Genomic DNA, 21,894 nt, shown 5'->3' on the forward strand with positions numbered 1-21,894 from the left:
AGAAAGATGATCCACTTAATCAGGACCATTAAAAGTCCATCTAAAAATCAATACAATGAAAAAATCAATAGCCACCATAGCCGCAGTTATTACCCTAATAGGAACTGCCCATACCACCCAAGCCCATACAATAAAAACGGTATCCACAACAATTGAAGTGATCAACTCTAATCAGCTACAAGCTGTTTATGATGCCTACTTCACTGTGAAAGACGCTTTAATTAAAAGCGATGCCAAATTAACTTCAGCCAAAGCCAAAGATTTAGTAACGGCAATCACAGCAGTAAAAATGGATCAATTGAAAACCAATGAGCACAATGCTTGGATGAAGGTGATGAAAAAAATGACTGCAGATGCCAAAAGCATATCCACTACTACAGATCTAAAGAAACAACGTGAAACATTCAAAGCACTTTCAAAAAGCACTTACGAACTGATCAAAGTTTCAAAGTCCTCCCAAGTGGTTTACAAACAATATTGCCCTATGGCAGATGCTGATTGGTTAAGCAAAGAGAAAGCCGTTAAGAATCCTTATTATGGTTCATCGATGTTAACTTGCGGAAACGTGGTAGAAACCATCAAATAAATATGACACTATACATCAAAAACATGGTGTGTGCGCGTTGTAAAATGGTAGTGAAGACTGAGTTTGAAAAACTCGGTCTTCACACTATTTCTGTTGAACTGGGCGAAGTTGAACTACAAGAGAGCATTACGGAAAGTCAAAAAGAAGATTTACTTCAAAACCTCCAGGTTTTAGGTTTTGATATTATTGATGACAAAAAAAGTAAAACCATCGAGAAAATAAAAAATCTCATCGTCGATTTAGTACATCATAAAAATAACGAGCTCAAAGTCAACCTATCAGATTATTTAGTCGAAAACCTCAACCAAGATTATAGCACACTAAGCAATCTGTTCTCAGAAGTAGAAAACACTACCATTGAAAAATATTTTATCAGTCAGAAAATAGAAAAAGTAAAAGAGCTACTGATTTACAATGAACTTACTCTTAGTGAAATTGCCGACATGCTCAACTACAGCAATGTAGCCCATTTGAGCAATCAGTTCAAAAAAATCACTGGCTTCACCCCTACTTATTTCAAACAATTGAAAGACAAAAAGCGCATTCAAATCGAGAATTTGTAAATCTTACAAATCATTCTCAAAATTATACAACACCGACTAACGGTTAGTTCGGAAATTTGCATTGTAATACTTTAAAAAATAAAAACAATGACTCATCAATATATAATTTCAGGAATGTCGTGTGACGGTTGTCGCAAAAAAGTGGAGAAAACGTTAAACACAGTAGAAGGAATTCAAGCTGAAGTAACTTTAAATCCTCCACTGGCCACGATCACTATGGAGCAACATGTACCGACTGAAAAATTTCAAGAGGTCTTAACTGAAGCAGGAAAATATACTATTGAAATGACTACTGCTAAAAATACAGCAGACACAGCCGTTAAGTCTTGTTGTTCTAGTCCCCATAAGGATCATCACAATGCTGCTGATCCTAAAAAAAAAACAGCTGTAACACACCATCATAATGCCACTGGCGTATATTACTGTCCCATGCATTGTGAAGGGGATAAAACCTATAACAAAGCAGGAGACTGCCCCGTTTGCGGAATGGACTTGGTACCTCAAATTGCCATAAGCCATACACAATTTACCTGCCCCATGCATCCAGAGGTTGTTTCAGATGAACCAGGAGATTGTCCGATCTGCGGAATGGACTTGGTTCCGATGCAAGCGTCAGGAAACGATGAAAACAAAACCTATACGGATCTCATAAAAAAGATGAAGATCGCTGTGTTATTTACAGTTCCCATTTTTATTATTTCTATGTCAGAAATGATTCCCAATAATCCACTTTTCAACATCATGTCGATTGAAAAGTGGAATTGGGTTCAGTTTCTCTTTTCCACTCCAGTACTTTTTTATGCTGGTTGGATGTTTTTTGTCCGTGCCTATAAATCCATTATCACTTGGAATTTAAATATGTTCACCCTTATTGGGATTGGTACTAGTGTTGCTTTTATATTTAGTGTAGCGGGCATGTTTTTCCCCGATATATTTCCAGATGAATTTAAATCACATCACGGTACCATTCATCTTTATTTTGAAGCCGCAACCGTCATTATAACCTTAGTCTTACTTGGACAACTCTTAGAAGCCAAAGCACACGGACAAACCAGTGGAGCGATTAAAGCCTTATTAAAACTAGCGCCTACTGAAGCTACTTTAGTAGAAAATGGAAACGACAAAGTAATTTCTATTCACAACATAAAAAAAGGAGATTTGCTACGTGTGAAACCAGGAGAGAAAATTCCAGTAGACGGAACAATTACCACTGGAGAAAGTAGTATTGATGAGGCCATGATTACAGGGGAACCTATTCCAGTAGATAAAAAAATAGGAGATGCCGTTATCGCCGGAACCATTAACGGAACAAAGTCATTTGTGATGATCGCCGAAAAGGTAGGATCCGAAACACTGCTTTCGCAAATCATTCAAATGGTCAATGATGCAAGCCGTTCAAGAGCACCTATCCAAAAACTAGCCGATCGAGTCGCTAAATATTTTGTCCCTACAGTGGTGGCTATTTCTATTTTAACCTTTATCGCCTGGGCTAAATTCGGTCCTGAACCAGCCTATATTTATGGATTAATAAATGCCATTGCGGTATTGATAATTGCCTGTCCTTGCGCACTGGGATTAGCCACTCCAATGTCCGTAATGGTGGGTGTGGGTAAAGGAGCTCAATTTGGTATTTTAATTAAAAACGCCGAGGCCCTAGAAAACATGAACAAAATAGATGTTTTAATTACCGACAAAACGGGAACCATAACGGAAGGAAAACCAACTGTAGAAAAGATTTACGCTTCCAACGATGAGCATGATATTTTATTGCAAAACATCGCTTCCCTGAACCAATATAGCGAGCATCCCTTGGCACAAGCCGTTGTGAATTTTGCAAAAGCCAACAACCAATCTTTAGTTGAAGTACCCGATTTTGAAGCTATAGCTGGAAAAGGGGTTATCGGTACCGTTCACCACTCCAAAGTGGCTTTAGGAAACAAAAAGCTAATGACACAGATTGGTGCTCTGATCACTACAGATATAGAGGACAAAATAGTCGCCGAACAAAACTTAGGCAAGACCGTTTCCTATATTTCAGTAGACAAGGTTGTTTTAGGTTATGTAACCATTACAGATGCCATAAAATCTACAAGTGCTAAAGCCATAAAAGACTTAATCGATCAAGGTGTAGAAGTCATTATGCTAACGGGCGATAACTACAATACCGCAAAAGCAGTGGCAGACCAGCTGCATTTGAGCGGCTTTAAAGCAGATTGTTTACCTGAGGACAAACTAAAGGAGATCCAACGTTTACAAGCTCAAGGTAAAGTAGTAGCCATGGCTGGAGACGGAATAAATGACGCACCCGCTCTAGCCCAAGCAAACATAGGAATTGCGATGGGAACAGGAACCGATGTTGCTATTGAAAGTGCTAAAATTACGCTAGTAAAAGGCGACTTAAATGGAATTGTAAAAGCAAAAAAACTAAGTCATTCCGTAATGCATAACATCAAGCAAAATCTATTCTTTGCCTTTATATACAATATCTTAGGTGTACCCATTGCAGCAGGGATTTTATATCCTGTCTTTGGAATTTTACTTTCGCCTATGTTGGCGGCCTTGGCCATGAGTTTGAGTTCTGTTTCGGTAATCGTAAACGCTTTGCGATTGAGAAAGTTAAACCTTTAAAAACGTACCATGAAACTACATTCTATTCTTATCCTTTTCTTGATTGCCTTTAATGTAAAAGCACAGAAAGTGGTGCGGTATGACTTGCACGTTCGAGACACCATTGTCAATTTTTCAGGTAAAGAAAAACGAGCACTTACTGTTAACGGACAAATCCCCATGCCCACATTGACTTTTACCGAAGGGGATATTGCAGAGATTTATGTGCACAACGATCTAAAAAATGAAGACACTGCTTTGCATTGGCACGGTTTGTTTTTACCCAATAAAGAAGATGGTGTTCCCTACCTAACGCAAATGCCGATTAAACCGGGAACAATACATAAATACACCTTTCCCATTATTCAAAATGGAACTTATTGGTACCACAGCCATTCTGGACTTCAAGAACAAATAGGCCTATATGGACTCTTTATTATTAATAAAAAGAAAGAGGATCTCACTTTTAGAAAAGGGATTGATGACTTACCCACCATTCCTGTCATCTTAAGTGAATGGACCGATTTGAAACCAGAGAACGTGCAACGAATGTTGCACAATGCCAACGATTGGTTTGCCATAAAAAAAGGAACGACCCAAAGTTACACCCAGGCCATTGCCAAAGGTCATTTTTCAACAAAGATCACCAACGAATGGAAACGCATGAATGCCATGGATGTGAGTGATGTTTATTACGAGAAGTTCTTAATTAATGGAAAAAATGAAGATCAGCTCTCCCAGTTTAAAGCAGGAGACAAAGTCCGACTTAGAATTGCTAACGGCGGTGCTTCCAGTTATTTTTGGTTGACCTATGGCGGAGGAAAAATAACCGTGGTGGCCAGCGATGGAAATGATGTTGAGCCTGTAGAAGTGGATCGCCTCATCATCGCCGTTTCTGAAACCTATGATGTAGTGGTTACCATTGGTGAAGATAAAAAATCCTTTGCTTTTTTGGCGACAGCTGAAGACAGAACAGGATCTGCATCTTTATTCTTAGGGGAAGGAACCAAACAGCATGTTTCCCATCTTCCTAAATTAAAATACTTTGAAGGGATGAAAATGATGAACGATATGATGAAGATGAATGGCCAAATGAATGATATGGGCATGAAAATGTCTTTAAACAAAATGGACATGAATGCCGTGATGTATCCTGAAATCTCCGGTGAAGATCCTACTGAGAAAATGGATCATTCCATGCACAATATGGAAGACATGAAGATGTCCACTGATACAACAGCCACTGCTGAGATTACCACTTTGAATTACGGCATGCTAAAATCACCAACCAAAACAACACTACCTAAAGACGCCCCAGTAAAAGAATTGCGTTTTGAATTGTCGGGAAATATGAATCGTTATGTTTGGAGCCTGGACAATAAAGTGATTTCTGAAACCGATAAAATCTTGATCAAAAAAGGAGAAAACGTTAGAATCGTTTTGTATAATGGCTCGATGATGCGTCACCCTATGCATTTACACGGACATGATTTTAGGATTTTGAATGAGCACGGCGAATATGCTCCGCTGAAAAATGTCATTGACATTATGCCCATGGAAACCGATACTATAGAATTCCAAGCCAATGCTGACGGCGACTGGTTTTTTCATTGTCATATATTGTATCATATGATGGCCGGAATGGGGCGTATCTTCACTTATGAAAACTCAGCTCCGAATCCCCTAATTCACGATCCTAAAATGGCGGACAAAATGCTAAAAATGGACGATCGAATGTTTCATTTTATGGCTGAAAATGATTTTGCCTCCAATGGAAACGATGGAGAGGCCATGTACAGCAATACCCGTTGGAGCATTGGTACTGAATGGAGATTGGGCTACAATAACGAACATGGATTTGAAACCGAAACTCATATTGGTCGATACATCGGCAAAATGCAATGGCTGATGCCTTTTATTGGTTTTGATTGGCGTTACCGAAAAATGGGAATGGACCTGCAGGAACAAAACCTTTTTGGACAATCCAATACTAAAGACCAACGTTCGGTTTTTAGTGTCGGTGTAGAATATACACTACCCATGTTAGTAAAAGCGCAAGTTGAGGTATATACCGATGGTATTGTACGACTACAATTTGAACGTAAAGACATTCCACTATCGAGTCGTTTACGAATGAATTTGATGTGGAACACAGACAAAGAATACATGGCTGGTCTGAAATACATCGTAGGGAGAAACTTCGGAATCACGACTCATTACGACAGTGATATGGGAATTGGTTTTGGTGTGAACCTGAATTACTAGAAAAATTGTTTTTATTTATAAATACGAGACAATTATCTGTAGCAACCATAAAAATTTTAAATTATAAAATTCTCATAAATTGAACAACTCTGCCCATCTACCTCTAAAACTAACGGATAGATTATATTGAAATCACAATACCTGACTGGCCTCTTTCCCCAAGTTACCTACAAATAAAAAAATATAGATAATGTTTATTATTACGAACATAAACACTAATTTTGTACATAATAACGAACACTGTTTGAAATGAGTCAAAAAAAACAAATCCTTTTTCCTAAACACCAACTAACCTTAGAACAAATGGGAGAAAACATAAAATTAGCTAGGAAGAGAAGAAAACTAACCGCTGTTCAAGTTGCAGAAAGAGCAGATATTGCTAGGACTACTTTATACCAAATAGAAAAAGGAAATCCTAGTGTGGCTCTTGGTGCTTATTTTAATGTTCTGAGAGCACTAGGGCTTCAAGATGATTTTCTTAAACTCGCTTCAGATGATGAATTAGGAAGAAAACTGCAAGATCTTGATCTTTTAAAATAATGTAATTCTTATATCGTCTAGTAAAGATCGTAACTTAATTATACACTATAATGCCCACCAACAAAACTGACATATACGTTTACGCACACTGGCAAGAAATGTTTGAACCAAAAATCATTGGAATCCTTTCAGCACAACAAGCTAAAGGAAAAAAAGCCTTTAGCTTTCAATATGATAATGAATGGATTAAATCAGAGCAAAGATTTATACTTGATCCAGATATTCAATTATATGGTGGACCACAATACCCAAATCAAAAAGATAACTTTGGTATATTCTTGGATAGTATGCCCGACACTTGGGGACGAACATTAATGAAACGAAGAGCTGCACAAATAGCTAAAGAAAAAGGCGAAAAAACACCAACACTGTACGATATTGATTATCTCTTAGGTGTTTATGACGACAGCCGCATGGGAGCATTACGTTTTAAAGTAAATCCCGAGGGAGATTTTCTAGATAACAACAAAACAGCTTCTACTCCACCATGGTCATCTATCCGTGAGCTTCAAAACGCTGCCACTAATTTTGAAAATGACGATGATAACGATGAGGTAAAAAAATGGTTATCTGTTTTAATGGCACCGGGCTCCTCATTAGGCGGAGCACGACCAAAAGCAAATATATTAGATGCCAATAAAAGTCTTTGGATTGCTAAGTTTCCATCTAAAACAGATACAACCGATAAAGCGGCATGGGAGTTCCTAGCCTATCAATTAGCAATAAATGCTGGAATAGAAATGGCGCCATGCAAAATAGAAAAAATAATAGGGAACTACCATACTTTTTTTACCAAACGTTTTGACAGAGAAAATGAAAAAAGGATACACTTTGCTTCAGCAATGACAATGACAGCCAACAACGAAGACACAATTCGTGACAATCAAGCAAGTTACTTAGATATTGCAGAATTTATAAGCAACTATGGCTCCAACATAGAGGCTAATTTACATCAATTATGGCGTAGAATAATATTCAACATTTCCATTTCCAATACAGATGACCACTTAAGAAATCACGGCTTTATATTAACAAAAGAAGGCTGGATATTATCTCCAGCATATGATCTTAACCCATCAATTGACAAAGATGGGTTAGCTCTAAACATAGATCTCGACAACAATGATCTCGATTTCAATTTAGCCAAAAGCGTTGGAGAATATTTTCGCTTAAATAAACAACAAATGGAAACTATTATACAGGAAGTCATTCAAGTTACAAGCAACTGGAAAATTATTGCAAAAGAAATAGGAATTTCAAGAAGTGAAATAGAATTAATGAATAAAGCCTTTAATTTTTAAACAAAATCATCAAATTTAGGAAACCAACATTGACAAAATCAGCTCGTTTCTTAGTTTCTGACAATTATCAAAAAATTAACTAAATGTAAGAATCAACTCTAAAAAATGTCATTATATTTGGTGCGCTAAAACTAGCAATACAAACAAAAAACAAACCTTTTTAAAATGACAAAAATAATTACTTTTCTAACTATTACTTTGTTTTCACTTGGCGTTAATGCACAAGACGCTCAAAAAGAATCAAACAGTTCTAAAAAGACGGCTTCAGCCAAAGCAATGAGTACTGCTGATATCGCAAAATGTAAAGCAAAATGTAAAGCCGAAGGAAAAACCTGCCAGGCAGTTACCACTAAAAAAGAAAAAAAATCTTGTTGCGTTAAAGCGTAACAAAATTGATTGTAAACAAAAAGACCTCGATGAGGTCTTTTTTTATATCTTAAAACGGCAAAGCCTATTGGCTTTAGTCAAAATTCAAAAGAAAAAACGTTTGGCTAGCTATCATTACTGAATGTTCTATTTTGCTCGAACGCTCCACTCGAAATCCATTTCAGAAACCTGAACACCTTTTTCATCAGTTCCTATAGATTTCATCCAGAAAGTTTGCCCCTCACCTGTTTCGATGGTTTTCTTGATGGCATCTGCAATTAAATGTCCGTCGTTACAAACAAAAGTGATTCTTCCTGTGGCTTTTTTAGTAAAGTTCCCTTTATTGTTTGCCACTAACATGGAGATTTTTTTACCGCTTTGTTGAATTTGAGAAATAACCAGTGCACCAGTAGTCAATTCAGCTGCCATCGCCTGAACCGCAAAATACATCGAGTTAAATGGATTTTGATTAATCCAACGGTGTTTCACACTGACCACACATTTATGCTCATCAATAGCTTTTACGCGCACGCCACAAATGAAGGCCGATGGTAACTTAAACAATACAAATTTATTGAGTTTTGAAACTGAAATTGCCATGAGTTTAATTTTTTATGTAAAAATACAAAAAAACTATGCACGCACAATAAATTGTTTTTACTTTCCATTAAGTCCAATAAAATCGGCTACTCACACTGATTTTCAACTTATTTCAATCACTGATCAATTCAAAATTTTGTTAAAATTTTGTTAACATTTGGTACTATGCAAAACAAGATACTGTCTTTTAGCCATATATTTGTATAAGAAATTACTATATACTTTTAATCATGGAAACATCAACACCACTCATCATGGAAAACACCTCAGACAAGAACATTGCAACGTTCACTCATTTAAGTACATTAAGTCAGTATATTATTCCTTTTGGGAATTATATTTTCCCGATACTTATCTGGACTAGTTACAAAGACAAATCAGATTTTGTAAATCATCATGGAAAGCAGACCTTGAATTTTCAATTGAGTTTATTGCTTTACACCTTGATTTTAGCTTTAATTGCTATCCCTATTTTTTTCATTGTATTTCTACAGAACTTACCCCTTAATGCGGTATTTAACGATGAAAATTTCATTATAAGAAATTTTGATTTTTCAGGAAACATTGGACTGATCAGTATTGGACTAACAGCACTCTTACTTTTTGGATTATTAAAAGTTGCGGAGTTTTTTCTAGTAATTTATGCTTCCATAAAAGCTTCAAACGGAGAATTCTATAAATATCCCCTAACGATTCCTTTTATAAAGTAATCCCTATAATAGCAAGTATTTCGATCTAGGTCGGTGCAACACTAAAGATTAAAAGTTAGGTTCAAAAACATTGATATCATCAGTAAAAGACCGAAATCAATCATCAATCATCATCATCAATCAAAAAACGAATTGTTCAATCAAAAAAAAACAAAATGAAATTATGAACATTGAAAACACAAAAGCACAGATGCGCAAAGGTGTTCTTGAGTTTTGCATCTTATCTGTATTAAAAGAAAAAGACGCTTACACATCAGAAATATTAGACACTTTAAAAAACGCAAAATTACTAGTAGTTGAAGGTACCGTTTATCCATTACTCACTAGGCTTAAAAACGACGGCTTACTAAATTATCGTTGGGAAGAATCAACTTCAGGACCACCACGAAAATATTACGGATTAACCGAAATAGGACAAACATTTTTAAACGAACTTAGCGGCACTTGGACAGAATTGTCTGACGCCGTAAATCTAATCACCAATCAAAAACAATAGTCATGAACAAAACAGTAAATATAAACTTAGGAGGTATGTTTTTTCACATCGATGAAGATGCATACTTAAAAATGACGCGCTACTTTGACGCTATAAAACGATCACTAAATAACTCATCTGGACAAGATGAAATCATTAAAGATATCGAAATGCGTGTTTCTGAATTATTGACAGAAAAACAAAAAAGCGAAAAACATGTTGTAGGATTGAAAGATGTTGACGAAGTGATTGCCGTTATGGGACAACCTGAAGATTACATCCTAGAAGATGAAGCAAAATCGAACCAGTCTTATCATGACAATGGAAGCAGAAGAACCAAAAAATTATACCGTGATAAAGAAAAAGGTATGATTGGTGGAGTAGCCACTGGACTGGGTCACTATTTTGGAATTGACGCTGTTTGGTTAAGAATCATGTTCTTGATATTTGTTTTCGCAGGATTTGGAACGGGTATTTTAGCCTACATTGTATTATGGATTGTAACTCCAGAAGCCATTACTACTTCTGAGAAATTAGAAATGACAGGTGAGCCCGTAACAATCTCGAACATCGAAAAGAAAGTTCGTGAAGAAATTGACTCCTTATCTGACAAATTTAAAAATGCGGATTATGATAAAATGGGAAACCAAGTAAAGTCGGGAGCTGAGAGAATAAGTAGTTCATTTGGAGACTTTGTGATGACGGTTTTTAAAATATTTGCTAAATTCTTAGGTGTTATCTTAATCATATCTGGAATTAGCGTTTTAATCATGTTATTAATTGGCGTTTTTACCTTAGGGACTAACATCTTCATTGATTTCCCTTGGCAGAACTTCGTTGAAGCTGGAAACTTTACTGACTATCCAATCTGGTCTTTCGGTTTATTGATGTTTTTTGCTATCGGAATTCCATTCTTTTTCATGACACTTTTAGGCTTTAAATTGTTATCTCCGAACTTAAAATCTATTGGAAACATTACTAAATATACGCTGTTAGCCATTTGGATTATAGCGGTAGCCATTGCCATTAGTATCGGAATCAAACAAGCCACTGAGATTTCTTATGACAACAAGACTATTGAGAAAAAAGTAATCAGCATTACACCAAAAGATACCTTATATGTAAAGTTCAGGTACAGTGATTACTTCGCCAAAAGTTTGGACCAGCACAGCGATTTCGAATTCGTTCAAGATTCAGTCAACAACCAATTGATCTATTCTAATAATGTTCGTCTACATGTTCTACATACCGATAACACTACACCGTATTTACAAATAGAGAGAAGCGCCAGAGGCAATTCATTCAGCAACGCAAAACAAAGAGCAGAGAAAATCAACTACAAAGTTCAAATCAACGGAAATCACTTAGTACTTGACAATTACTTCCTAACGGATGTAAAAAATAAATTTAGAGATCAAGAAGTTGATGTATATTTGTACTTACCTGAGGGTCAGTTATTCAAGCCAGATACTTCCATACAAGGTTACGATGACTCTGAGGATGTTTTTTTTAACATGCACTTTAGTGGAAATTACAACTACAAAGTAGAAGGCTCAAAAATTAAATGTTTGAATTGCCCAGCAGAAGAAAACAACAATGAAGACGTAGACCAAGAAGAAGATAGTATTGCTAATGCTAATGACACTATAAAAGAAGTTTCTATTAAAATCAATGGAAAAGAAGTTATAAACGGAAAGAAAACCAACGGAAGACTAAGCACAGACAAAGACGGAGTTATCATCAAAATCAACTAAGCCATGACCAAAATAATTATCCATATTACGAAATTCATTATTGCCACCATCACTGCATTATTGTTTGCCTCATGTAACTTTAACGTCAACACTATCGAAGGTAGTGGAAATGTTACCACTGAGAAAAGAATCGTTCAAGGAGATTTTACAAATGTCTCTGTTAGCAATGCAATTGATTTGGTTATCGAACAAGGAGAAACTACAGAAATTGTGGTAGAAGCGGATGATAATCTACAAAAAGAAATCATCACCAAAGTGGAAAACGGCACCCTATTCATTAGCTGTAAATTTGGTTCCTTCCGAGATATTACGATGAAAAAAGTGACTGTGAAAATGCCGGTCATTGCAAAACTAAAAGCCTCTAGTGCTTCCTCAGTAACAAGTAAAAACATGCTTCAAGGTCAAGAACTGACTGTAGAATCATCAAGCGCATCCACGATGAATCTTGAGCTAGAGTTTGACACCATTTCTTTAGATTCTAGTAGCGGCAGCACCATTAATGCAGAAGGAAAAGCACTAACGATCACCACTACTTCATCAAGCGGATCTTCTATTAATGCTCAAAAATTGTTCGCCAATGAAGTTCAAGCAAAAGCCTCAAGTGGAGCTAGTATTAATGTACATCCCATCTTGAGTTTAAATGCAAAAGCCAGTAGTGGCTCCAGCATTAACTATGACATTGTTCCTAAAGAAATCCAAAAAACAGTAAGTTCAGGAGCCGATGTTTCACAGGGTTAAACCTAATTTAACTGTTAATATAAAAGAAATCATTCATCATAAGTGGATGATTTTTTTTATGTTTGTCTAAATCAAATCTAGAATTAATGAAAAAGAATACTGCCTTACTTCTATTACTATTAGTAACTACACTAACTTTTGCACAAAAAAGAGAAAAAATAAAAGGATCTAAAGTCGTAACCACTTCACAAAAAGAAGTAGGCGATTTTGATGCCTTCGAAGCCGATGACAACCTTGAAGTTTATATGGAGCGTGGCGAGAAAAATGAGATCAAAATTGAAGCCGATGACAACCTACACGATATTATTGGCATGGACCTCAGAGAGAAAACACTTCGTTTATACACCTCAAAAGAAACTACTATTTACAAAAAATTAGCAGTTCACATTACCTATACAGGTACTCTGAATAAAGTTATCGCTAAAAACGACGCTGTAATTTACGCCATTCAAGAAGTACAATTAGATGATATCACCTTTAATGCTTTCGATTTTTCTAAATTATTTTTGAATGTAAATTCGAAAAAATTCAGTTTAATTACCGATGATAAATCTAAAACGGAATTAAATTTAAAATCTGAAGAAGCTAGCTTCCAACTCAGTAAATATGCTAGCGTAAAATCCCTAGTGTCTACCATCAAATTTAAATGTGATTTGTATCAAAAAGCCACTGCGACCATTGAAGGGATTGCAGAAAAAGCGGCCCTTCGTCTAGACAACAATTCTCTATTCACAGGACCAAAATTCACTTTGAAAGAGGCAAGTATTACTGCTGAAAATGCCGCTAAGGGAACTGTTTTTGCGGAAACGAGCATTGATGTTGCCATTGGGAATAATTCAGAACTTACCCTATTAGGCACTCCAGTTGTGACACTCACTCGTTTTTCTGAGGATGCTAAACTGATCAAGAGACAAAAATAAAGAATTACACACTTTAGAAAAATCAAAAAACCCATTCGAAAAAAATCAACGAATGGGTTTTTTACTATATTTAAATCTCAATCTCGTATTTCCTAATTTTAAAAACTAGGAATTGGAAAGAGAAAAGAGTTTCTTACTCTTTTGCAGCCAAGTATCTTTCTGCATCTAGTGCAGCCATACAACCTGTACCTGCAGCCGTAATAGCTTGACGGTATACATGATCAGCAGCATCTCCTGCTACAAAAACACCATCCACATTTGTTTTTGATGTTCCTGGTACATTCACGATATATCCTGTTTCATCAAGTGTAATATAGTCTTTGAAGATATCCGTATTGGGTTTGTGACCAATGGCTACGAAAAATCCTGTTGCAGGAATATCGAATTCTTCACCAGTAGTTTTATTTTTTGCTTTAATAGCCGTTACCACTTGCTCATCACCAATCACTTCAACTGTATCATGGTTCATTAAGATCTCAATATTTTCAGTTTTACGAACGCGCTCTTCCATAATTTTAGAAGCTCTGAATTTTTCGCTTCTTACCAACATCGTTACTTTTTTACAAAGTTTAGACAAGTAATGTGCTTCTTCACAAGCTGAATCCCCTGCTCCAACAATCACCACTTCTTGGTTGCGGTAGAAAAATCCATCACATACTGCACAAGCAGAAACTCCTCCACCCATTTGTAAATAATGTTGCTCTGATGGTAATCCTAAATATTTAGCCGACGCTCCAGTAGAAATAATAACCGTTTCACAGTGTAATTCAATAGTATCATTAATCCATACTTTATGAATATCTCCTGAAAAATCAACCTTAGTAGCCCAACCATCACGAATATCAGAACCAAAACGTTTTGCTTGATCTTGTAATTGAATCATCATCTCAGGTCCTGTAACACCGTCAACATAACCTGGGAAATTTTCCACTTCGTTAGTAGTAGTCAACTGACCACCTGGTTGCATTCCTTGATATAAAACAGGATTCATATTAGCCCTAGCAGCATAAATAGCAGCAGTATAACCTGCTGGACCTGAACCAATAATTAGGCATTTAATTTTTTCAATTGTATCTGACATAGTATCTATAATTTTAAGAGCAGCAAAGGTAAACTTTATTACAAAAAAACGCACCCAAAATAAATCCTAAATAACTATATCAAAATAAGTTTTATTTATTTTCCCTTTTTTCTTTTGTAAATGAAATTTATTACTATCTTTGCATCCGCTTACGGGGTGTAGCGTAGCCCGGTTATCGCGCCTGCTTTGGGAGCAGGAGGCCGCAGGTTCGAATCCTGCCACCCCGACTAAAGAGCCTTTCGAAGGCCGCAAAAACCTCTTAAATCGTATGATTTAAGAGGTTTTTCTTTTTTTTGATATAACTCATCCAATCTCCAACTCGCCCCTACTTTGCCTTTCCTCTTCTTCATCTCTGACTCAAGCAAAGGTGTAAACTTATAAACCAAACGCTGAATCATAGTATGATCCACAAGCACTCCTCTAATTTTCATTATTTCTTCAACATCGCGGTAACTAAGTGCAAATTTTAATTTGAATTATACGGCCTGAAGAATGATATATTTTGGATAACAATGACCTTTAGTATCCATTTTTTGATCGGTTTAAAATTCTAAAGATAAAATTATTCCCAGATGCGACAGAACCAGATAAAACTGTAAGGCAGCAAATTTCTTTGTAAATGTTTTTTTGGAATATAATCACCGCGTTTTTTTGCAGTGATTAATTAGTACTTTCATTTTTTACCTATTCAAATATTATTTCTAAATCAATTGTTATCAACAATATTATGTAACAAATTTTTACAATATTTGTTACAATATTTAGTTTATTGACAATGCAAAGTATCCACGAAAAAATAAAAGAGACCGTTTTAAAAACACAAGGATTATTACTTATTGCATTGGAAAGTAATTCCTTTTAAATTACTATTTAATTAAAAAGCTGTCTGAAAATTACTTTTCAGACAGCCTCTTATCTAACTATAAAACCATATTTTATTGCCTTTAGTAGCTTATTTTCAACTCTACTCTTCTGTTTTTCGCACGGCCTAAAGCGGTTTTGTTGCTGGCTATTGGTTTACTTTCACCATAACCAATTGCTGTCAATCTTGAGGCAGCAATACCTTTTTCTATTAAATATTTTTTTACGGATTCCGTACGTTTTTGAGATAATTCTAAATTGAATGCATCGCTACCATTGCTGTCTGCATGTCCTTCGATAACCAATTTAGAAGATTGGTATTTATTAATTAAACTTGCCAGTTCGTCCAACTGAACTAAAGATGCAACTTTTAATTTTTCACTATTATTTTCGAAGAAAATTTTACTTCCTAAATACGTAATTCTCTGTATGTCTTGTTTTGCAATTTCAGGACAACCTTTATTTTCGATAGTTCCTTTAACAGCAGGACAATGGTCATTCATATCAGCTACACCATCGCCATCAGAATCTGGACAACCATTTAAACTTAATGGACCCGCAACATCTGGACAACGGTCTAAATCATTTGAAATGCCATCATTGTCATTATCCATAGGACAACCCCTTTCGTCAACTTTGGTTCCCTTTTTAGTATCTGGACATTTATCGTTAATATCACCCACACCATCATGATCAGAATCCGGACAACCTTTTAAAGCAACAGTTCCTGCAATATCAGGACACATATCTAAAGAATCAGCTACCCCATCTTTGTCTCTGTCTAAAGGACACCCATTGGCATCTACTGATACGCCAGCTGGAGTTCCAGGACAAGTATCATTACGATCCGAAATACCATCATTATCAGCATCCTTTTTGTCTCCAATATTGAAAGTCAAACCAGCCATATGTGACAAGTAAGCATCTTTTTTACCTGCAATGACACCATCTCTTCTGTCTTTATTGGAATAGCTAAAGGTTTCTTGTAGGTTAAGCATAATTCCAGGACTCAATCTAAAATTTAATCCACCCCCAGCAGTAGGTAAAGCATAGTCAATCCTATCTTGATCAAAGTTCAAATCATTGTCAAACAACATAGCACCAACACCTACAAATAGATAAGGCCTTATTAAGGATTCTGGTGCGGTTATATTAAATCTTAAATTTAATGCTACCGAAGTAAAATCACTCTTGAAACTTCTCGACGGACCAATATTACCTATTATTCCTGTCGACGAACTATTGTAACCAATTGTTCCTTTTGAAGCAAGAAAATTTAAATCAAAATAACGATTTAAATAGCGCGATACAGATATACCTCCAAAACCATAAAATGCTTTATCGGTTTTGTAGAAATTATTACCAAGATCCCCTTGATACTGTGTGATACCACTGTGAAGACCTATGTTCCATTTTTTATCTTCAGTTTGTGCTTTTGAGGCTATTGTAAATGCTAAGCAGATACAAAGCAGTAAGTTTTTCTTCATCATGATTTAAATTTTATAATGGATAACACAAAGATCCCTCAGATAAAATCATTTAATGTTATAAAACTTTATGAATAAATTGTATCATTCCTACATTTTGATTATTATACCATATAAAAAAGAACGAAACACTTGATTCAAAGTATAAGCAACCCAATTTCCTTTACTCATTAGGCTAAAAGTACAATCAAAACTTTTACAACAATTTATTTTCCAAACCCGAAGGAAAAAACACGGCAATTCTACTCCTAATACTTAATTTAAATAGAGAGAAATTTCTTAACTGTTTTTCCACATCACCAAAATAAAAATCCACCAAACACGCGCGAATCAACGCTAAACCAAAGTTTAGCAAATGTTAACAAAATAGATTTTCAGAAACCATAAATAATTGTATTTTTACGGTTCAAAATTCAGAAAATAAATGGGCAAAATCATTGCGATTGCTAATCAAAAAGGAGGCGTTGGAAAGACTACTACATCAGTAAACCTTGCAGCCTCATTAGGTGTTTTAGAAAAAAAAGTATTATTGATTGATGCTGATCCTCAAGCAAATGCCACATCTGGCCTTGGGATCGACGTTGAATCTGTTGAAATAGGGACATATCAGATACTTGAACATAGTGCCACTCCTAGAGAATCTATTGTTAAATGTTCAGCTCCAAATGTAGATGTGATTCCTGCACACATTGACCTTGTTGCCATCGAAATCGAATTGGTTGATAAAGAAAATAGAGAATACATGCTTAAAAAAGCATTGGAAAGTGTAAAAGACGACTATGATTTCATCATTATCGACTGTGCACCTTCCTTAGGTTTATTAACCTTGAATGCTTTGACTGCAGCAGATTCTGTAGTTATTCCAATTCAATGCGAGTATTTTGCTCTTGAAGGACTAGGAAAACTATTGAACACTATAAAAAGTATTCAAAAAATACACAACCCAGATCTTGATATCGAAGGATTGTTACTTACGATGTACGATTCTAGATTACGTTTATCCAATCAGGTTGTAGAAGAGGTTCAAAAACACTTTAACGATATGGTTTTTGATACCGTAATTCAGCGAAATGTGAAATTAAGCGAAGCTCCAAGTTTTGGTGAAAGCATCATTAACTATGACGCAACTAGCAAAGGAGCCGTTAATTACATCAATTTAGCTCAAGAAATTATAAAGAAAAACAGCAAATAGTTTTTATGACAAAAGCAATTAAAAAACAAGCCTTAGGAAGAGGATTATCAGCATTATTAAAAGATCCGGAAAACGACATTACCTCAGTAGAAGATAAAAATGCTGATAAGGTTGTTGGAAATATTATAGAGCTTGAAATAAGTGCTATCGAAATAAATCCATTTCAACCTAGAAGTAATTTTAATGAAGAGTCGTTACGCGAATTAGCCACTTCCATCAAGGAACTTGGTGTGATTCAACCTATTACTGTTCGAAAACTAGACTTCAATAAATACCAATTAATATCAGGAGAACGTCGTTTACGTGCTTCAACATTAGTAGGCTTGACACATGTTCCTGCCTACATCCGTATTGCTAATGATAATGAATCATTGGTTATGGCTTTGGTTGAAAACATTCAACGTCATGACTTAGACCCAATTGAGATTGCACTTTCTTACCAACGTTTGATTGATGAAATTCAATTAACTCAAGAGCAAATGAGCGAACGAGTGGGTAAAAAACGTTCTACTATTGCCAATTACCTACGTCTTTTAAAACTAGATCCGATTATCCAAACGGGTATTCGCGATGGTTTCATTAGCATGGGACACGGAAGAGCAATTATCAACATCGAAGATTTAGACATTCAAACTGATATTTACCAAAAAATAGTAAGCCAAAATTTATCGGTTCGAGAAACAGAAACTTTGGTAAAAAACTACCACGAAAGTCTAAAACCAAAAGCCGAAGGAAAAGCAAAATCAGCCTCTTCTTTTGAAATCGAAGAAGAGAAAAAAAGCACTTTCACAAATTATTTTGGCGCGAAAGTTGATATAAAAGTAGCCAATAATGGAAAAGGAAAAATCACCATTCCCTTTACTTCTGAAGAAGACTTTAATCGAATAATACAATTAATAAACGGATAGTGAATAAAATTGTCCCCATAGGTCTATTGTTCTTTCTCATAGGAACCGTTTCTATTTTTGCTCAGGTAAAAAAAGATACGGTTTTAGTCGTAAAAGACACTACTAAACTACAAGAAATAGACCCACTTACACCAGCAAAAGCCGCCTTCTATTCGGCAATTCTACCTGGTTTAGGTCAAGCATACAACAAAAAATATTGGAAAATACCCTTAGTTTACGGAGCCATCGGTACTAGTTTGTACTTTTATCTCGATAACAATAAAAAATACCACACTTATCGCGACGAATACAAACGAAGACTAGAAGGCTACACCGGTGAGGATCTTAAATTCCTCGACGACAGTAGACTTATTGCTGGTCAAAAATTCTATCAAAGAAACAGGGATTTATCTGCTTTATTTGTTGTCGGATTCTATGCCTTACAAATAATCGATGCCAATGTTGACGCGGCTTTGATTCAATTCAACGTAAACGAAAGATTGTCACTACGTCCAGAAATCTACCCCGACGATGTAACATTTAAGCCAAATGTCGGACTAACTTTTAACTACCACTTTTAGATAGCTTTTAATACTATTTAAAATTCACAAAAAAACATACAAAATGAAAATTGCGCTTTTAGGATACGGAAAAATGGGTAAAGTAATTGAACGAATTGCTTTAGAAAGAGGTCATGAAATTGTTTTAAAGAAAGACGAATTCAATACTTACGACGGACTTTCAACGGCTGATGTTGCTATCGATTTTAGCGTTCCAACGGCTGCAGTAGATAACATTTCAAACTGTTTTAACACTGGTGTACCTGTAGTTTCAGGAACAACTGGCTGGCTAGAGCATTTCGACCAAATGGTTGCTCTTTGCAATGAAAAACAAGGTGCCTTTATTTCAAGCTCTAACTTTAGCTTAGGGGTAAATGTCTTCTTCGAATTAAACGAATATTTAGCCAAAATAATGGCTCAGTTTGATTCATACAAAGTGACTATGGAAGAAATTCACCATACTCAAAAATTAGATGCTCCAAGTGGAACCGCTATTTCTTTAGCAAAAGGGGTTATTGAAAACAGTAATTACGCCAATTGGACTTTAGACCAAGCAAAAAATAATGAGATTCACATAGAAGCCAAAAGAATTGGTGACGTCCCAGGAACACATACAGTAACCTATAATTCTGTTGTCGATAGTATTGAACTAATACATACTGCACACAATCGCGAAGGTTTTGCTCTTGGAGCTGTTATTGCCGCGGAATGGTTAGCAGGCAAAAAAGGCATCTACACGATGAAAGATGTTTTAAACTTAAAATAAACCGCTTCGTTTTTAAGGCCTAGCTTTCCAAAAGGCGACACCCTAAATTTCAAATTCTAAACAACATATTTATGACACTATATCTTTGGTTTGTATTTTTCTTAGCTGTACAAGTGATTCATTTCCTAGGAACTTGGAGAATGTATGAAGCAGCTGGACGAAAAAAATGGGAAGCAGCAATTCCTGTATACAATTCGATCATCTTAATGAAAATGATAAGCCGACCAACTTGGTGGACTATATTGCTTTTTATCCCGATTATCAACTTGATTATGTTTCCCGTTATTTGGATTGAAACCCTAAGAACTTTTGGAAAAAAATCAACCTTAGATACTGTTTTAGGAATCTTTACCCTAGGTTTCTACATTTACTATGTGAGTTATACACAAAAATTAGTGTACAATGCCGATCGAAATCTAACACCAGATAGCAAAGCTGCAGACACAGTAAGTTCTTTACTTTTTGCGATCATCGTAGCGACCTTAGTACATACTTACGTTGTTCAACCATACACCATTCCTACTTCATCATTAGAAAAATCCTTATTAATAGGTGACTTTTTGTTTGTGAGCAAAGTAAGCTATGGTCCTCGTGTTCCAATGACCACTATAGCCCTACCAATGGTTCATGACACTATTCCATTTTTAAAAAGAAAATCATACCTAAGCTGGCCGCAATTGCCATACTTTAGACTTCCAGCTTTAGAAAAAATAAAACGGTCTGACATCGTTGTTTTTAACTGGCCAGTAGACACTGTACATTATTTCTACGAACCAAAAGGAAGACCAGGAGTTATCAAACCGATTGACAAAAAATCAAATTATGTAAAAAGATGTGTAGGTATCCCTGGAGATAGCTTATCCATTAGAGACGGCTTTGTTTTCATTAACGGTAAAAAACTAGTTTTACCAGAAAGAGCAAAACCTCAATACTCTTATGCTGTAGCCTTAGACGGAAAAACATCCATCGATTTTGAATCCTTAATGAAAGAGTTGGACATCACCGATGGCGCTTACATTAAAGATCAAGAAAAAAGAGACACCATCTTTTTCAGAGCATTAACAGAGGCTAGTGCAGAACGTTTGAGAAGTACACCTGGAATTACCGCAGTAAAAAGAGAAATTGCCACAGGTAATGACAATGCTATTTTTCCACATATCAACAAATGGAACCAAGACAATTTTGGTCCAATTTACATCCCACAAGCTGGAAAGACTGTAGCATTAAACAATGAATCACTACCTTTTTATAAAGAAATCATCACCAAATACGAAGGAAACACTTTAGCGTTAGACGGTTCTCATTTTCTAATTAACGGAAAACAAGCAACCACCTATACCTTCAAGCAAGATTACTACTGGATGATGGGAGATAACCGACACAACTCTGAAGACAGCCGTTATTGGGGATATGTTCCTGAAAATCATATCGTAGGAAAACCTGTTTTCATTTGGATGAGCTGGGATACAAACGGAAAAGGAATTAATAAAATTCGTTGGAACAGAGTCTTCACCACGGTGGATGGCGAAGGACAACCGCAATCTTATTTCAAATATTTCCTAATCCTTCTAGCCGTTTATTTTGTTGGTGAGTATTTCTGGAGAAAAAGAAAAGAAAACAAAGCATAAATAAAAA

Annotated in this window: 20 protein-coding genes and 1 tRNA gene; 18 read left to right on the forward strand and 3 right to left on the reverse strand. The window is 35.7% G+C overall.

All coding sequences use genetic code 11. The annotated features are described in order from the left end of the window. Positions 1-55 precede the first annotated feature (55 nt). From AC51AA_RS10255 to AC51AA_RS10285, 7 genes are all read left to right on the forward strand, one after another. Positions 56-586 carry a DUF3347 domain-containing protein gene (locus tag AC51AA_RS10255; RefSeq protein ID WP_500702014.1) on the forward strand — a complete coding sequence of 177 codons (531 nt, stop codon included), beginning with the start codon at positions 56-58 and terminating at the stop codon, positions 584-586. 2 nt (positions 587-588) lie between these two features. Further along, positions 589-1,149: a helix-turn-helix domain-containing protein gene (locus AC51AA_RS10260; protein WP_500702015.1), complete on the forward strand. Its 561-nt coding sequence runs from the start codon at positions 589-591 to the stop codon at positions 1,147-1,149. A gap of 87 nt (positions 1,150-1,236) precedes the next feature. Beyond that, positions 1,237-3,777, forward strand: a complete 2,541-nt coding sequence (locus AC51AA_RS10265) for a heavy metal translocating P-type ATPase (protein WP_500702016.1) — start codon at positions 1,237-1,239, stop codon at positions 3,775-3,777. Positions 3,778-3,786: 9 nt separating this feature from the next. After that, a complete protein-coding gene (locus tag AC51AA_RS10270; RefSeq protein ID WP_500702017.1) occupies positions 3,787-6,021 on the forward strand; it encodes a multicopper oxidase family protein in 2,235 nt (744 codons plus the stop codon). A gap of 249 nt (positions 6,022-6,270) precedes the next feature. Next, positions 6,271-6,561 (forward strand): helix-turn-helix domain-containing protein, encoded by a 291-nt coding sequence (locus tag AC51AA_RS10275; protein ID WP_500702018.1) that lies wholly within the window; start codon positions 6,271-6,273, stop codon positions 6,559-6,561. A 50-nt stretch (positions 6,562-6,611) separates the two neighbouring features. After that, on the forward strand, positions 6,612-7,862 hold the full coding sequence (locus AC51AA_RS10280) for a type II toxin-antitoxin system HipA family toxin (RefSeq protein WP_500702019.1): 1,251 nt from the start codon (positions 6,612-6,614) through the stop codon (positions 7,860-7,862). A 165-nt stretch (positions 7,863-8,027) separates the two neighbouring features. Beyond that, a complete protein-coding gene (locus AC51AA_RS10285) occupies positions 8,028-8,249 on the forward strand; it encodes a hypothetical protein (RefSeq protein ID WP_500702020.1) in 222 nt (73 codons plus the stop codon). Between the two features lie 126 nt (positions 8,250-8,375). On the opposite strand, the gene AC51AA_RS10290 is transcribed toward AC51AA_RS10285, so the two are convergent. After that, the gene (locus AC51AA_RS10290; RefSeq protein ID WP_500702021.1) at positions 8,376-8,828 is read right to left on the reverse strand and encodes a DUF4442 domain-containing protein; all 453 of its coding nucleotides are present in this window, start codon (positions 8,826-8,828) and stop codon (positions 8,376-8,378) included. 230 nt (positions 8,829-9,058) lie between these two features. Here AC51AA_RS10290 and AC51AA_RS10295 point away from each other — a divergent pair, with 230 nt between their 5' ends. The 5 genes from AC51AA_RS10295 (at position 9,059) to AC51AA_RS10315 (ending at position 13,425) form a co-directional block, all read left to right on the forward strand. Then, positions 9,059-9,538 carry a DUF4870 domain-containing protein gene (locus AC51AA_RS10295; protein ID WP_500702022.1) on the forward strand — a complete coding sequence of 160 codons (480 nt, stop codon included), beginning with the start codon at positions 9,059-9,061 and terminating at the stop codon, positions 9,536-9,538. Between the two features lie 163 nt (positions 9,539-9,701). Continuing rightward, on the forward strand, positions 9,702-10,034 hold the full coding sequence (locus AC51AA_RS10300) for a PadR family transcriptional regulator (RefSeq protein WP_428229633.1): 333 nt from the start codon (positions 9,702-9,704) through the stop codon (positions 10,032-10,034). 2 nt (positions 10,035-10,036) lie between these two features. Then, on the forward strand, positions 10,037-11,767 hold the full coding sequence (locus tag AC51AA_RS10305) for a PspC domain-containing protein (protein ID WP_500702023.1): 1,731 nt from the start codon (positions 10,037-10,039) through the stop codon (positions 11,765-11,767). Positions 11,768-11,770: 3 nt separating this feature from the next. Further along, positions 11,771-12,505: a head GIN domain-containing protein gene (locus tag AC51AA_RS10310; protein WP_500702024.1), complete on the forward strand. Its 735-nt coding sequence runs from the start codon at positions 11,771-11,773 to the stop codon at positions 12,503-12,505. Positions 12,506-12,591: 86 nt separating this feature from the next. Next, positions 12,592-13,425, forward strand: coding sequence for a GIN domain-containing protein (locus tag AC51AA_RS10315; protein ID WP_500702025.1), 834 nt, complete (start codon positions 12,592-12,594; stop codon positions 13,423-13,425). Positions 13,426-13,558: 133 nt separating this feature from the next. Here the strand turns inward: AC51AA_RS10315 and trxB are convergent, their stop codons facing one another. Then, the gene (gene trxB, locus AC51AA_RS10320; protein ID WP_500702026.1) at positions 13,559-14,506 is read right to left on the reverse strand and encodes a thioredoxin-disulfide reductase; all 948 of its coding nucleotides are present in this window, start codon (positions 14,504-14,506) and stop codon (positions 13,559-13,561) included. 152 nt (positions 14,507-14,658) lie between these two features. Here trxB and AC51AA_RS10325 point away from each other — a divergent pair. Then, positions 14,659-14,733: transfer RNA gene (locus tag AC51AA_RS10325), tRNA-Pro, on the forward strand. Positions 14,734-15,450: 717 nt separating this feature from the next. Here the strand turns inward: AC51AA_RS10325 and AC51AA_RS10330 are convergent. Then, positions 15,451-16,857 carry an OmpA family protein gene (locus AC51AA_RS10330; protein ID WP_500702027.1) on the reverse strand — a complete coding sequence of 469 codons (1,407 nt, stop codon included), beginning with the start codon at positions 16,855-16,857 and terminating at the stop codon, positions 15,451-15,453. 421 nt (positions 16,858-17,278) lie between these two features. Between AC51AA_RS10330 and AC51AA_RS10335 the strand changes: the two genes are divergently transcribed. From AC51AA_RS10335 to lepB, 5 genes are all read left to right on the forward strand, one after another. After that, positions 17,279-18,046 (forward strand): ParA family protein, encoded by a 768-nt coding sequence (locus AC51AA_RS10335; protein WP_500702028.1) that lies wholly within the window; start codon positions 17,279-17,281, stop codon positions 18,044-18,046. A 5-nt stretch (positions 18,047-18,051) separates the two neighbouring features. Then, entirely contained in the window at positions 18,052-18,954 is a 903-nt protein-coding gene (locus tag AC51AA_RS10340; RefSeq protein WP_500702029.1) for a ParB/RepB/Spo0J family partition protein, read from the forward strand. After that, a complete protein-coding gene (locus tag AC51AA_RS10345) occupies positions 18,954-19,514 on the forward strand; it encodes a DUF5683 domain-containing protein (RefSeq protein WP_500702030.1) in 561 nt (186 codons plus the stop codon). Before AC51AA_RS10340 ends, AC51AA_RS10345 begins: the two co-directional genes overlap by 1 nt. Positions 19,515-19,557: 43 nt before the next feature. After that, positions 19,558-20,259 (forward strand): 4-hydroxy-tetrahydrodipicolinate reductase, encoded by a 702-nt coding sequence (gene dapB / locus AC51AA_RS10350; protein ID WP_500702031.1) that lies wholly within the window; start codon positions 19,558-19,560, stop codon positions 20,257-20,259. A gap of 71 nt (positions 20,260-20,330) precedes the next feature. Then, complete coding sequence (gene lepB, locus AC51AA_RS10355; RefSeq protein WP_500702032.1) at positions 20,331-21,887, forward strand: signal peptidase I; 1,557 nt, start codon at positions 20,331-20,333, stop codon at positions 21,885-21,887. The last annotated feature ends 7 nt before the right edge of the window (positions 21,888-21,894 follow it).

Source organism: Flavobacterium sp. OHVDL-2026-0007 (assembly GCF_059882335.1).

What these genes read in the sequence shown, in the direction of transcription:
- AC51AA_RS10295 (WP_500702022.1), top strand. Translation starts at nt 9,059, where the DNA reads ATGGAAACATCAACACCACTCATCATGGAAAACACCTCAGACAAGAAC.
- AC51AA_RS10260 (WP_500702015.1), top strand. Translation starts at nt 589, where the DNA reads ATGACACTATACATCAAAAACATGGTGTGTGCGCGTTGTAAAATGGTA.
- AC51AA_RS10340 (WP_500702029.1), top strand. Translation starts at nt 18,052, where the DNA reads ATGACAAAAGCAATTAAAAAACAAGCCTTAGGAAGAGGATTATCAGCA.
- AC51AA_RS10265 (WP_500702016.1), top strand. Translation starts at nt 1,237, where the DNA reads ATGACTCATCAATATATAATTTCAGGAATGTCGTGTGACGGTTGTCGC.
- AC51AA_RS10315 (WP_500702025.1), top strand. Translation starts at nt 12,592, where the DNA reads ATGAAAAAGAATACTGCCTTACTTCTATTACTATTAGTAACTACACTA.
- AC51AA_RS10290 (WP_500702021.1), bottom strand. Translation starts at nt 8,828, where the DNA reads ATGGCAATTTCAGTTTCAAAACTCAATAAATTTGTATTGTTTAAGTTA.
- AC51AA_RS10305 (WP_500702023.1), top strand. Translation starts at nt 10,037, where the DNA reads ATGAACAAAACAGTAAATATAAACTTAGGAGGTATGTTTTTTCACATC.
- AC51AA_RS10330 (WP_500702027.1), bottom strand. Translation starts at nt 16,857, where the DNA reads ATGATGAAGAAAAACTTACTGCTTTGTATCTGCTTAGCATTTACAATA.
- lepB (WP_500702032.1), top strand. Translation starts at nt 20,331, where the DNA reads ATGACACTATATCTTTGGTTTGTATTTTTCTTAGCTGTACAAGTGATT.
- trxB (WP_500702026.1), bottom strand. Translation starts at nt 14,506, where the DNA reads ATGTCAGATACAATTGAAAAAATTAAATGCCTAATTATTGGTTCAGGT.
- AC51AA_RS10335 (WP_500702028.1), top strand. Translation starts at nt 17,279, where the DNA reads ATGGGCAAAATCATTGCGATTGCTAATCAAAAAGGAGGCGTTGGAAAG.
- AC51AA_RS10280 (WP_500702019.1), top strand. Translation starts at nt 6,612, where the DNA reads ATGCCCACCAACAAAACTGACATATACGTTTACGCACACTGGCAAGAA.
- AC51AA_RS10285 (WP_500702020.1), top strand. Translation starts at nt 8,028, where the DNA reads ATGACAAAAATAATTACTTTTCTAACTATTACTTTGTTTTCACTTGGC.
- AC51AA_RS10310 (WP_500702024.1), top strand. Translation starts at nt 11,771, where the DNA reads ATGACCAAAATAATTATCCATATTACGAAATTCATTATTGCCACCATC.
- AC51AA_RS10300 (WP_428229633.1), top strand. Translation starts at nt 9,702, where the DNA reads ATGAACATTGAAAACACAAAAGCACAGATGCGCAAAGGTGTTCTTGAG.
- AC51AA_RS10255 (WP_500702014.1), top strand. Translation starts at nt 56, where the DNA reads ATGAAAAAATCAATAGCCACCATAGCCGCAGTTATTACCCTAATAGGA.
- AC51AA_RS10275 (WP_500702018.1), top strand. Translation starts at nt 6,271, where the DNA reads ATGAGTCAAAAAAAACAAATCCTTTTTCCTAAACACCAACTAACCTTA.
- AC51AA_RS10270 (WP_500702017.1), top strand. Translation starts at nt 3,787, where the DNA reads ATGAAACTACATTCTATTCTTATCCTTTTCTTGATTGCCTTTAATGTA.
- dapB (WP_500702031.1), top strand. Translation starts at nt 19,558, where the DNA reads ATGAAAATTGCGCTTTTAGGATACGGAAAAATGGGTAAAGTAATTGAA.